General features: G+C 65.6%; 10 protein-coding genes and 1 other RNA gene. 3 read left to right on the forward strand and 8 right to left on the reverse strand.

Going from position 1 to position 11,933, the window contains the following annotated elements; all coding sequences use genetic code 11:
• Nucleotides 1-26: 26 nt before the first annotated feature.
• Nucleotides 27-2,069 carry a transketolase gene (gene tkt, locus PMI15_RS17210; protein WP_007871876.1) on the reverse strand — a complete coding sequence of 681 codons (2,043 nt, stop codon included), beginning with the start codon at nucleotides 2,067-2,069 and terminating at the stop codon, nucleotides 27-29.
• Nucleotides 2,070-2,189: 120 nt separating this feature from the next.
• Here tkt and speD point away from each other — a divergent pair, with 120 nt between their 5' ends.
• Nucleotides 2,190-2,567 (forward strand): adenosylmethionine decarboxylase, encoded by a 378-nt coding sequence (speD, locus tag PMI15_RS17215; RefSeq protein ID WP_007871879.1) that lies wholly within the window; start codon nucleotides 2,190-2,192, stop codon nucleotides 2,565-2,567.
• 6 nt (nucleotides 2,568-2,573) lie between these two features.
• Here speD and PMI15_RS17220 read toward each other — a convergent pair whose 3' ends face one another.
• Nucleotides 2,574-3,359: a nucleotidyltransferase domain-containing protein gene (locus PMI15_RS17220; protein ID WP_036839634.1), complete on the reverse strand. Its 786-nt coding sequence runs from the start codon at nucleotides 3,357-3,359 to the stop codon at nucleotides 2,574-2,576.
• A gap of 64 nt (nucleotides 3,360-3,423) precedes the next feature.
• On the opposite strand from PMI15_RS17220, the gene murU reads away from it, so the two are divergent.
• Both murU and PMI15_RS17230 read left to right on the forward strand, forming a co-directional pair.
• Complete coding sequence (gene murU, locus PMI15_RS17225; RefSeq protein WP_007871883.1) at nucleotides 3,424-4,155, forward strand: N-acetylmuramate alpha-1-phosphate uridylyltransferase MurU; 732 nt, start codon at nucleotides 3,424-3,426, stop codon at nucleotides 4,153-4,155.
• 31 nt (nucleotides 4,156-4,186) lie between these two features.
• A complete protein-coding gene (locus PMI15_RS17230) occupies nucleotides 4,187-5,578 on the forward strand; it encodes an aminopeptidase P N-terminal domain-containing protein (protein ID WP_007871887.1) in 1,392 nt (463 codons plus the stop codon).
• 103 nt (nucleotides 5,579-5,681) lie between these two features.
• Here the strand turns inward: PMI15_RS17230 and PMI15_RS17235 are convergent, their stop codons facing one another.
• From PMI15_RS17235 to PMI15_RS17255, 6 genes are all read right to left on the reverse strand, one after another.
• A complete protein-coding gene (locus tag PMI15_RS17235; RefSeq protein WP_007871888.1) occupies nucleotides 5,682-7,301 on the reverse strand; it encodes an FAD-dependent oxidoreductase in 1,620 nt (539 codons plus the stop codon).
• On the reverse strand, nucleotides 7,280-8,827 hold the full coding sequence (locus PMI15_RS17240) for a polyamine aminopropyltransferase (RefSeq protein ID WP_036839640.1): 1,548 nt from the start codon (nucleotides 8,825-8,827) through the stop codon (nucleotides 7,280-7,282). Before PMI15_RS17240 ends, PMI15_RS17235 begins: the two co-directional genes overlap by 22 nt.
• 52 nt (nucleotides 8,828-8,879) lie before the next feature.
• A non-coding RNA gene (locus tag PMI15_RS24430) (sX9 sRNA) lies at nucleotides 8,880-8,955 on the reverse strand.
• Nucleotides 8,956-9,008: 53 nt separating this feature from the next.
• Complete coding sequence (locus PMI15_RS17245) at nucleotides 9,009-9,230, reverse strand: DUF350 domain-containing protein (protein WP_007871890.1); 222 nt, start codon at nucleotides 9,228-9,230, stop codon at nucleotides 9,009-9,011.
• 63 nt (nucleotides 9,231-9,293) lie between these two features.
• A complete protein-coding gene (locus PMI15_RS17250) occupies nucleotides 9,294-10,811 on the reverse strand; it encodes a DUF4178 domain-containing protein (protein ID WP_007871891.1) in 1,518 nt (505 codons plus the stop codon).
• A gap of 38 nt (nucleotides 10,812-10,849) precedes the next feature.
• A complete protein-coding gene (locus PMI15_RS17255; protein ID WP_007871893.1) occupies nucleotides 10,850-11,893 on the reverse strand; it encodes an SPFH domain-containing protein in 1,044 nt (347 codons plus the stop codon).
• Nucleotides 11,894-11,933 lie beyond the last annotated feature (40 nt).

Here is an 11,933-nt window from a genome sequence, read left to right on the forward strand (position 1 = left end):
ATTCGGGTTGGATCGGCGGGCCGCGCTTACTTGCGCAGCACCGTGCGCACGGTGTCGGCGACGTTCTCGGCCGTGAAGCCGAAGTGCTTGAACAGCACGGGCGCGGGGGCGGACTCGCCGTAGCTGTCGATGCCGACCACGGCCGCGCAGCCGTATTTCCACCAGCCGTCGGTCGCGCCCATTTCCACCGCGATGCGGGGGATGCCCTCGGGCAGGACTTCGGTCTTGTAGGCGGTCTTCTGTTTGTCGAAGGTGGTGGTGCTGGGCATGGAGACCACGCGCACGGCGATCTTGTGGGCGGCCAGCAGTTCCTGGGCCTTGAGCGCCAGCTGCACTTCGGAGCCGGTGGCGATGATCACGGCCTGGGCCTTTTTGTTCAGGCCCACTTCGTCGGGATCGGCCAACACGTAGGCGCCGCGGCTGATGTTGCCGAGGTCCTTCTTGGGTGCGTAAGGCAGGTTCTGGCGGCTCAACAGCAGGGCGGTCGGCTTGCTCTTGTTCTCGAGCGCGACGGCCCAGGCGACGGCCGTTTCGGCCGTGTCGCCCGGACGCCAGACGTCCAGGTTGGGGATCAGGCGCAGGCTGGCGGCGTGCTCGATGGACTGGTGCGTCGGGCCGTCTTCGCCCAGGCCGATGGAATCGTGCGTGAACACATGCACCACGCGCAGCTTCATCAGCGCGGCCATGCGGATGGCGTTGCGGCTGTAGTCGCTGAAGGTCAGGAAGGTGCCGCCGTAAGGGATGTAGCCGCCGTGCAGCGCGATGCCGTTCATGATGGCGGCCATGCCGAATTCACGCACGCCGTAGTTGATGTGGCGGCCTATGGCGCTCACACCGTCGGCATTGGCCGTCAGCACGACTTCGCCGTTCATGTCGAAACGCAGGCTGGGCGTGGACTTGGTGTTGGTGAGGTTGGAGCCGGTCAGGTCGGCCGAGCCGCCCAGCATCTCGGGCAGGCCGGCGGTGAAGGCTTCGAGCGCGAGCTGCGAGGCCTTGCGCGAAGCCACGGTTTCAGCCTTGGTGTGCGCGCCAATCACGGTGTCGACCGCGAGCTGCGCGAAAGCCTTGGGCAGTTCGCCCTTCATGCGGCGGACCAGTTCGGCGGCGAGTTCGGGGTGGGCGGCCTTGTAGGCGGCGAATTTCGCGTCCCAGGCAGCCTCGGCGGCCAGGCCCTTGGCCTTGGCGTCCCAGGCGTCGTAGGTTTCTTTCGGCACCTCAAACGGGGCGTGGGGCCAGTTCAGGGCTTCGCGCGTGAGCTTGATTTCCTCGGCGCCCAGCGGCTCGCCGTGGGCCTTGGCGGTGTTGGCGCGGTTTGGCGAGCCCTTGCCGATGTGGGTCTTGCAGATGATCAGCGTGGGCTTGTCGCTGGACTTTTTCGCGCCTTCGATGGCCTGCGAGACCAGCTCGGCGTCATGGCCGTCGATGGGGCCCAGCACGTTCCAGCCGTAGGCGGCAAAACGCACGGCGGTGTTGTCGATGAACCAGGGCGCGACCTGGCCGTCAATCGAGATGCCGTTGTCGTCGTAAAGCGCGATCAGCTTGTTGAGTTTCCAGGCACCGGCCAGGGCCGCGGCCTCATGGCTGATGCCTTCCATCAGGCAGCCGTCGCCCATGAACACATAGGTGTTGTGGTCGACGACGCTGTGGCCTTCGCGGTTGAATTCCTTGGCCAGCAGCTTTTCAGCCAGCGCCATGCCGACCGCATTGGTCAGGCCCTGGCCCAACGGGCCGGTGGTGGTTTCCACGCCGGGGGTATAGCCGTATTCGGGGTGGCCGGGGGTTTTGCTGTGCAGCTGGCGGAAGTTTTTGAGTTCGCCGATGGGTAGTTTGTAACCGGTCAGGTGCAACACGGCGTAAATCAGCATGGAGCCGTGGCCGTTGGAGAGCACAAAACGGTCGCGGTCGAACCAGTTGGGGTTGTGCGGGCTGTGCTTGAGGTGGCTGCCCCAGAGGGCGACGGCCATGTCGGCCATGCCCATGGGGGCGCCGGGATGTCCGGAATTGGCTTGTTGTACGGCGTCCATTGCGAGTGCGCGTATCGCATTCGCCATCATTTGCGTGTTTGCCATGTAGGCTGCTCCGGAGGGGGAAAGATCAGGGGTAACCCGGTATTTTACCGTCTGGCCCCGGCCGGGGAATTTGCCGGGATTTAGACCTGCGTCCGGGCACTCATCGTCTAAAGTCGGGGGATGCAAGGCCTACACCTGACCGCCGACCTTTACAAATGCCGCTGCGATCCCGCCTGGCTCACCGACGCCGCCCGCCTGGGCGACTGGTGCGTGCAGGCCGTGCAGGCCACCGGCCTGCAGGCCGTCAACCAGCTGTTCCACACCTTCCCCGACACCGAACACGGCCCGGGCGGCATCACGGCCACGGTGCTGCTGGCCGAATCGCATGTCTGCGTGCACACCTGGCCCGAACAAAAAGCCGTAACGCTGGACGTGTACGTCTGCAATTTCGGCGGCGACCACTCGGCCCGGGCGCGCAGCCTGATGGACGCGCTGGTGCGGCGTTTCAACCCGGAATGGACCGAGCAGCGCTCGCTGGACCGGGGAGATACACAGTAAGCCGGTTCACCAGCTTTCGCGCACGGTCGCCAGAAACAGCGCATTGAGCGAGGGCAGCACGGGCCGCAGGTCGTCGGGTGTTGGAATCGCCGCATCCAGCCTGGCGAGTTCAGCCTCAATAAAGGCGTTCACCCGCGGATACGGCGCCGACAGGCCCAGTTCGGGCGCGCCGCGTTTTTGTTCAAGCATGTCGGCAATGTCGGCGAGCAGCGCCGTTTCACCGTCAATCAGGTGCAGCAGGCGGGCGAATTCGAGTGGCGCGGCCGTGCCGTAGCGCTCCAGCCAGCGCACCGCGAGCAGCGGCCGCAACACATAAAAATACTTCTTGAGCCGCACCATCTCGCCCTGAAGGTGCTCGCGGTAGTTGCCTTTTGCCGAGCTGCGGTAGTGGTGGATGCCCCGTTCGCACGAGTAGACCCGCGGCAACAGCCGCCGCGCCTCTTCGGCGAAAGCGCCGTTTTCGATGTATTTGATCGGCGACTGGATCCATTCCACAAAGCCGGGATTTGACTTCCAGAACAGGCGCAATGCCTTGCGCAGGTCCCAGCCGTTGAGGTCTATGTCGTCGACGATGGGGTACTCGATCACGTCGCGGCGGTCCTCAAGGTCCAGTGAGAGGTAGTCGTCGGCCGGCCGTGCATAGATGAAACGCACGTCGAAGTCGCTGTTCGGCGAGGCAAAACCCCAGGCGCGGCTGCCGGACTCTATCGCCATCAGGATGCGCACACCGTGCTCGCGTTCGGTCGCCGCGAGGCGGTTCATGATTTCAGCGTGGATCTCGGGAGGAATCATGCTCAGGCTTTCAGGTTTCGGTGGCCCTGCATTCTGCATGAGCGGCTCCCGTTAAACTGCCGCCATGCCCTCTGCACCCATCAAAGCCATGATCATGGCCGCCGGCCGCGGCGAGCGCATGCGCCCGCTGACCGACAACACGCCCAAGCCTCTGCTCAAGGTGCGCGGCAAGCCGCTGATTGACTGGCATGCCGAGGCATTGGCACGCGGCGGCTTCACCGACCTGGTGGTCAACACCGCCTGGCTCGGCGAACAGATTGAGAACCACTTCGGGCAGCAAAGCCAAACGCCGCCGTCGATAGCCTATTCGCGCGAAGGCCTGGATTTCGGCGGCGCACTGGAAACCGCGGGCGGCATCGCGCGCGCGCTGCCGCTGCTGGGCGATGTGTTCTGGCTGCTGGCCGGCGACGTGTTTGTGCCGGGCTTTGAATTCACGCAGGCCGCGGTGGACCGCTTTGCCGCCGGCGGCAAGCTGGCGCACCTGTGGCTGGTGCCCAACCCGGCCCATAACCCCAAAGGCGATTTCGGCCTGGGCGCTGACGGCCTGGCGCTGAACCTGCCCAAGGACAGCGCTGAGCCCAGGTTCACCTACAGCACCATAGGCCTGTACCGCCGCGAACTGTTTGAGGCCATGCCTTTCGGCAACCCGCAGGGCCTGAAAGCCCCACTGGCGCCGCTGCTGCGCGCGGCGATGGACAATGGCCGGGTCAGCGCCCAGCTGTACCCCGGGCCCTGGACCGACGTGGGCACACCGGCCCGGCTGGACGAGCTGAACCAGGCGAGCACCACATACTGAGCAACAACCAACCCCAAAAGCGCAGCGCACCATGAGCACCACCACGATTTACCAGAAACGCCGTGCCGCCGTGGCCCGCGCGCTCAAAGCAGCCGGCGGAGGCATCGCCCTGCTGCCCACCGCGCGCGAATACCCGCGCAACCGCGACACCGACTTTCCGTACCGGCACGACAGCTATTTCTATTACCTGACAGGCTTTGATGAGCCTGAAAGCTGGCTGGTGATAGACGCCAGCGGCAAGACCACGCTGTTTTGCCGCCCCAAGGACCTGGAGCGCGAGATCTGGGACGGCATACGCCTGGGCCCCAAGGCTGCGCCGGGCCGGCTGGGTGTGGACGCGGCCTTCAGCACCGAGGCGCTGGACACGCAGATGCCGGCCCTGCTGGCCAACAGGAAGTCGGTATGGTTCCCGTTTGCGACGCACGAGGGCCTGGATTCGCGCGTGGACGGCTGGCTGGACAAGGTACGCGCCCGCGTGCGCCTGGGCGACGAATGCCCGCAAAGCCACAACGACCTGTGCGGCGTGCTCGACGAGATGCGCCTCTTCAAGGACGGCCACGAGATCGCCATCCTGCGCCGCGCCGGAAAAATTTCAGCGGGCGCGCATGTGCGGGCCATGCAGACCTCCGCGGCCATGCTGCGCAATCCCGTCAAGGGCGGCCTGCGCGAATACCACCTGGAGGCCGAGCTGCTGCACGAGTTCCGCCGCCACGGCTCGCAGTTCCCTGCCTACACCAGCATCGTGGCGGCAGGCGCCAATGCCTGCGTGCTGCACTACCGCGCCGGCGACGCCGAACTGAAGGCCGGCGAGCTGTGCCTGATAGACGCCGGCTGCGAACTCGACGGCTACGCCAGCGACATCACACGCACCTTCCCGGCGGGCGGCACATTCACGCCGGCCCAGCGCAGGCTGTACGACATCGTGGTGCAAGCGCAATACGCCGCGGTCAAGGCCACCAAACCCGGCAAGCGATTCAACGACCCGCACGAGGCCGCGCTGCGCGTGCTGGCCCAGGGCATGCTCGACACCGGCCTGCTGGCCAAGGCCAAACACGGCAAGGTCGACGACGTGCTCGAGTCCGGCGCGTACCGCCAGTTTTACATGCACCGCACCAGCCACTGGATGGGCATGGACGTGCACGACTGCGGCGACTACACCGAACCCGGCAGCAAACCCCGCCCCGACAAGGACGCCATGGGCCAGCCCATCATGCGCAAGCCTTCGCGCATCCTGCGGCCCGGCATGGTGATGACGATAGAGCCCGGCCTCTATGTTCGCCCCGGGAAGAATGTTCCCAAGGAGTTCTGGAATATTGGTATCCGGATTGAAGACGACGCGCTGGTCACGGCCAAGGGGTGTGAGTTGATGACGCGGGGCGTGCCTGTGGATGGGGATGAGATTGAGCGTTTGATGGTCGGTTGACGCCGACCGGGTCTTGTGCCGGCGGTGCGCTCCTTGTTGAGTGCTGCTGGCCGGGGGTTGCCCGGCCAGCCGTCCTCAGCAGAGGGCACAACGCCGGAGCACCTCAAGCCAGAACCAAAGCCCGACCCCTCCGGTGCCCCTGCGTAAAAGCCTCCTCAAACACCGAATACCCCGACAAGTCACTGTGCGCAAAATGCAGCCGCCGCCAGGGCAATGGCAAAGCCCCCTGCAACGCCCGCAGCGCCGCGCTGCTGCGCACACCCGGCACCGGTGTACTCATCGCATGCCCATACCGCATGACTTCCAAGCGCGTGACCTTGCCGCGCAGGTCGGGATGCGGCACCGAGAGTTCGGCCAGCACGCTGTCGCGCCAGTGCGTCCAGGGCCGCTCGTACAAGGTTTTGCGGCCGGCCGCGCCTATGCCAAAAGCGCGGTAATAGGTGAGCACCGTGGCGCCGGGCACGGCCTGCAGGCTCTGGTGCGTGGCGTCGACGTAGCCCAGGCCGGGGTTGTCGCCATAGACCACGTTGTCCCAGCTGGGCGCGGCGCCCGGCCTGTCGTGCAGGGCTGAAGCGATGTGCAGGTTGGCGACCAGCCAGGGCGCGTAATGCAGCTGGCCGGCGGCCTCGCGCAGCGCGGGCGGCGGGTTTTCGACGACACGCGCGGCCACAAAAAGTGGCAGGGCCAGGATGCAGTGTTCGGCCTGCCAGCGTTCCACCGATTGCGTGGCCGCATTGAAAGCGTCGACCTCCACACCGTGCCGGCCCGCAGCGATGCGGATCACGATGCGGCCTATGTGCAGGCGCTCACCCAGCGGCGCGGCCAGTTGCCGGGTCAGCCAGCCGTTGCCCTCGGGCCAGGTCAGCACGCCGGCATCGCGTTCGGCTGAAGGCGGATCGCCGGGCGCCTGGAAGCCATGGCGGCTCGCGAAGTAGTGGATGCCGGCCCAGGCCGAGACCGTGTCCAGGCCCGCGCCGTAATCGTCGCGGCAGCAGTAGTCCAGGTACCAGCGCAGCGGCGCGCGTGTGAGCTGGTGCTGGTCCAGCCAGGCTTCAAAGGTCAAGGCATCGAGCGCGCGGTGTTGCGGCGCCGGTGCGCTCGCTGTCAGCGGAATCGAAAAAGGGGCGGCGGCCGAAGCTTGCTGCACCAGCCTTGCAAAACGCTGGTAATCGGCCAACAGGGCGGCGTCCATGTCCGGCAGGGGCAGCAGGCCCTCTTGCCATTGGCCATGGATGAAAAGGCGCTCCTGCGGGCTGTGGCACAGGTGGCGCTCGTCATACTCCCAGCGTCCGGCCACGCGCCGGCGCAGTGACAGCTCTTCCAGCAGGTCCTGCACGTCGCGCGCGGCGTCGCCGGGCACCGGCAGGTAGTGCGCGCCCAGCGGGCAGGGCAGGCCGCCGACCACGCCGCCGCGGCTGTTGCCGCCGGCGCTGTCCTCGAGCTCCAGCATCGCAAAATCGTCCATGCCGCGCAGGCGCAGCGCGCGTGCCGCCGCGAGGCCGGCGACACCGCCGCCGGCAATCAGCACACGGGTGCGCCGGGTGGCGGAGGGAGCGGGCCAGGCGCGGTCTTTGCCGGGCTCGCCGGGCCGCAGCAGGTGGCCGCGTTCATGGTTCGCGCCCAGGAAGCCGCCTTCGATCTGCCGGGCCTCCTGGCAGCCCAGCAGCGGCAACGCGGAGGCCGCCAGAAAGTCACGGCGCTTCAACGCAGCACCTTGCCCCATTCCTGCTCGTAGCTGTGCACCAGCTCCTGGTTGGACAGCCGGTTGACGGGCGCCGGCACACGGGCCATGTCGAGCGGAAAATCAAACAGTAGCGGCAGGGTTTGCGCATCCAGGAAACGCAGGCCGGCGGGCAGGGCGCCGGTTTGCGTCACGGGGCTGAAGGGCCGGCGGCTCGCCACCACAAACCCCCATTCGCCAAAACTGGGCACATTGGCATGGTAGGGCGCGGTCTTCAGGCCTACGGACTCCAGCGTGGCCACCACCGTCCAGTAGCTGCGGCGCGCCACCAGCGGCGAGGTGGTCTGGATCACGGCATAGCCGCTGGCCGACAAATGCCGGTCCAGCAGCGCGTAAAACGAGTTGGTGTAGAGCTTGCCGATGGAAAAATTGGTGGGGTCCGGGAAGTCGACCACGATGATGTCGAACATGTCCGCGCTTTTGTCCAGCCACTGAAAAGCGTCGGCGTTCACCACATGCACCTTGGGCGAGAGCAGCGCCTCGCCGTTCAGGCGCTTCAAGGCCGGCTGCCGGCTGAAGAGATCCGTCATGGCCGGGTCCAGCTCGACCAGCGTGACGCTCTCCACCCCGGGGTACTTGAGGATCTCGCGCACCGCCATGCCGTCGCCGCCGCCCAGCACGGCGACTTTTTTGGGCGCGCCGTGCGCGCTCATCACCGGGTGCACCAGCGCCTCGTGGTAGCGGTATTCGTCGCGCTCGGCGAACTGCAGGTTGCCGTTGAGGAACAGCCTGTGGCCGCCACGGCCGTTGGTCACCACGATGCGCTGGTAAGGCGTGGTGGCGGTGAAGACCACGCGGTCCTGGTAGAAATGGTCTTCGGCCAGCGAGGTGATCTGGTTGGCGCCCGCAAAGCCGGCGGCCAGCGCGCACAGGACGGCGAAGCAGGCGAGTGCATGCGACCTGACATGCCGCAGCTCGGCGCGAAACAGCCACAGCGCCCACAGCGCGACAGCCGCATTCATGAGGCCGAACAGCAGGCCAGTGCGTATCAGGCCCAGCTGCGGCACCAGCACCAGCGGAAAGGCCAGCGACACGGCCAGCGCGCCCAGGTAGTCAAAGGTCAGCACCTGCGAGACCAGCTCCTTGAGCGCCACGTTGCGCCGCAGTATGCGCATGACCAGCGGGATCTCCAGCCCCACCAGCGTGCCCACCAGCAGCACCAGGGCATACAGCAGAAAGCGGAAAGCGCCTGGGACATAGGCATTCGCCAGAAACAACAGGGCCGGCAAGGCGCCGCCCACCAGCGCCACCATCAACTCAATGCGCAAAAAATGGGCAGGCAGCTGCCGCTCGAAAAACCGCGACAGCCAGGAGCCAATACCCATGGCGAACAGGTAACTGCCGATGATGGTGGAGAACTGCAGCACCGAATCACCGAGCAGGTAAGAAGCCAAAGCCCCCGCCGCCAGCTCATACACCAGCCCGCATGCCGCCACGACAAAGACGCTGGCCAGCAACGCGACCTCGAGAGGGCGCGGGGTGGGGGGAGGGGAGGATTCAGTGCTCAAGGGAAGAAAGGGATGTGCGAAGGTGCGATGCGAAGCGAGCCGGTATCACGACGGCCCCAAGGGCGTAGCGAGCGAGCTGCGGGCAAGGCGGACGGCGCGCAGGAACCGGAATGTACCTGTGGGTACATGAGGATTCCGAGCACCGGCCAACGCCGCCCCCAGTTCGCGCAGTAGCCGGGAATTACCCGTGGATGGCGGCGGCTACTATTACGCAGATGCCTAGCGCCATTGCGGCGACAACCAGCGCCAGCGCCACATTCTGCTTCTCGACAATCTCCAGCCACAGGTCATAGGGCGTCATCTTGTCGATGATGACAAAACTGAGCCAGAAGATGATCACGCCTATCAGCGCGAACAGGATAGAGCCGAGGAAGGCCGCGGGTTTAAGCCATTCAAGTCCCATGATGGTCTCCAGAAAAGGTCTGCCAGCTTGCGCAGAAGGTGAAGAAGCAAAAAGAGGCGGCCTTCATTTGTGGCCGCCCCCGCCGGAAAAACCGCCGTACGAGCCGCCCGAACTGCGCGAGCTGCTGGACGAGGAACAATTTTCATACTTCGGGTCGCAGCTTGAGCAGCGGCCTATCAAAAACAGAAACAGCAATATCAGCAGCACCACGATGATGATGGTGCCGCAGCCCATGCCGGCCGAGCTGCTCAGCGGCTTGGCGTCCGAACGCTTGAACAAATCCTTTTTGCCGTCAAGTTTGAAGGCCTTGGCGACCAGCTCGCCGTCCAGCTTGCTGCCGCTGGACCAGGTGATCTCATTGGGCGCTTCTTCCTGCGACAGCAGGGCGCTGCCGCTGGCGAAATCGCGGTTGAAGGTCTTTTGCCCGCGCTGCACCTGCCAGTAGAACTCGCCGGCCACATAACTGGTTTCAGCGCGATAGCTGCTTTGCAGCCGGTAGTTGGTCTTCAGATACACGGCGCTCTTCTCGCCGGGCCTGAAGATGGGCGCGCCCGTGACCGGCTTGACCAGGCTCCAGCCGTCTTCGGCGTCGACCAGAAAAGTAAAACCGCGCTTCTGGTTATAGAGCAGGTATTCATCCCAGCCAAAGTGCTCGTCCGGATCGTCGGCCTCGTAGCCCATGCGGTGCTGGAAACCCACGACCTGCCACTGTGCGCCCGCGAGCTGGCCCGTCGTGCCCAGCGCGATCAGCGGGCTGACGGGCTCGTCCTGGATCGCATGCTTGAGCGCGGCGCCCGTGCCCTGCGTGAGGTCGATGATGCTATTGCAGGATCGGCAGGTAATGCTTTTGCTGCCGGCCAGCGTGACCTCGACCGGCGCGCCGCAGTTCGGGCAGCTGAACTGCTTGCCGCTTTCGTCCTTGGCGGACTCGTCCTTCAGGCCCGTGAGCTTGAGGTCCTCCAGCAGCACGGAGCGGCCCAGCGACAGCGCGGGCACGCCGCCACCGGCCACCGCGCCGTAGTCGACGCTGAGCACGTCGCCGTCGGCGCTGCGCAGCTCCACCATCGCAAAAGGCGCGCCCAGCGCCGGCAGGCGCGGCAGCTCGCCCTGGGCCGAGAGCAGTGAGACACGTTCGTTGGACGCCACGCTGAAGGGCTTGGCGTTGATGGCCGTGGTGGCGCCCACGCGAAAATTCTCGGCCGGAGGCACGGCGCGCTGCAGGCTGGTGGGCAGGCTGAAAACGTAAGCGCCGTTGTCTTCGCTCAGGAAAGCGGCTTTGCCGTCGTCCAGCACCGCATACCACTCGGTCCAGGTGCCTTGCGCGTACTGGTATTGCAGCCGGCCGACCAGCGTGAAGTTGCGGCCCTGCCAGGCGCCGGAGGCCTGCAGCTGCAGCGGACTGAAGTCGTTGAACAGCTCAGCCATCTTGCCGATGCGCGACAAGGTGTCGCCGTCGCGCACGACGGTGCTCTGGCAATAGCCGCACACCGCGTGCGTGGACTGCGCGCTGCGAAATTCAACAGGCGCGCCGCAGCCGGGGCACGGCGCGCGGTAGGCGCGTTGCTGGGGCTCGGATGCCAAGATGGGCGGTCAGTGAACGATGCGCGGCGTGACCGGCATCAGACCAGCTTCTTGAGCAGCTCGGCCTTCTTGGCGTCGAACTCTTCCTGCGTGAGTATGCCCTTGGCCTTGAGTTCGCCGAGCTTCTCGAGCGTGGCCATCACGTCGTCGGGCTTCACGGCCGCCGCCGCGGCCGCCGTGACAGCCTGGGCCGCGTTGCCGCCGCCCTGCAGGCCTTGCTGCAGGTTTTGCGCCAGCACCTGGCCCAACGCCACGCCGGCGCCCAGGCCCATGGCGTCGCCGGCAATGCCGCCGCCCGAGCCCGCGCCCTCGGCGAATTTGGGAATCGCCTGCGCCGTCTGGTACTGCATGAATTTGCCCATGTCGTTGCCGACCATGCCCATGCCGATTTTCTGGTCGAGGATTTTTTGCAGCTCTTCGGGCAGCGAGAGGTTCTGCACCGTCATGCCTTCGAGCTTCAAGCCTATTTTTGCAAACTCGGGCACGAGTTGCGCCGCCAGCGCCTGCGCAAACACGAGCTGGTTCGCGGCCAGGTCCAGGAAGGCGATGTTGCTGGAAGCGATGGCGGCGGAAATGTTCTGCAGCACCAAGCCGCGCAGCTGGCCGTCGAGGTCGGCCGTGGTGTAGCGATCGCGCGTGCCCGAGATTTCGCTGTGGAAGAGCTTGGGGTCGGCAATGCGGAAGTTGTAGTTGCCGAAGGCGCGCAGGCGGACGGCGCCGAAGTCCTTGTCGCGTATGGTGATCGGCTGGGGCGTGCCCCACTTCTGGTCTATCTGCTGGCGCGTGCTGAAGAAATAAACGTCGCTCTTGAAGGGCGATTCAAACAGCTTGTCCCAGTTCTTGAGGTAGGTCAGCACCGGGATGGTCTGCGTGGTCAGCTTGTACATGCCGGGGCCGAACACGTCGGCGACCTTGCCCTCGTTGACAAACACCGCCATCTGCGACTCGCGCACGGTGAGCGAGGCGCCGTACTGGATTTCCATGTCGGCCATCGGGAAACGCCAGGCCAGCGTACCGTCATCGGCTTCGGTCCACTGGATGATGTCGATGAACTGTTTCTTGATGAAGTCCATTAAGGCCATGGCGCGCTCCCTTTGAAGTGAGTTATCGGCCACATGATAA

Source organism: Polaromonas sp. CF318, assembly GCF_000282655.1.
In the GTDB taxonomy this organism is placed as follows: Bacteria; Pseudomonadota; Gammaproteobacteria; order Burkholderiales; family Burkholderiaceae_C; genus Polaromonas.

Bases quoted from the DNA above. Each gene is read 5' to 3' on its own strand.
- tkt (WP_007871876.1), bottom strand. From the start codon at position 2,069: ATGGCAAACACGCAAATGATGGCGAATGCGATACGCGCACTCGCAATG.
- speD (WP_007871879.1), top strand. From the start codon at position 2,190: ATGCAAGGCCTACACCTGACCGCCGACCTTTACAAATGCCGCTGCGAT.
- PMI15_RS17220 (WP_036839634.1), bottom strand. From the start codon at position 3,359: ATGATTCCTCCCGAGATCCACGCTGAAATCATGAACCGCCTCGCGGCG.
- murU (WP_007871883.1), top strand. From the start codon at position 3,424: ATGCCCTCTGCACCCATCAAAGCCATGATCATGGCCGCCGGCCGCGGC.
- PMI15_RS17230 (WP_007871887.1), top strand. From the start codon at position 4,187: ATGAGCACCACCACGATTTACCAGAAACGCCGTGCCGCCGTGGCCCGC.
- PMI15_RS17235 (WP_007871888.1), bottom strand. From the start codon at position 7,301: ATGGGGCAAGGTGCTGCGTTGAAGCGCCGTGACTTTCTGGCGGCCTCC.
- PMI15_RS17245 (WP_007871890.1), bottom strand. From the start codon at position 9,230: ATGGGACTTGAATGGCTTAAACCCGCGGCCTTCCTCGGCTCTATCCTG.
- PMI15_RS17255 (WP_007871893.1), bottom strand. From the start codon at position 11,893: ATGGCCTTAATGGACTTCATCAAGAAACAGTTCATCGACATCATCCAG.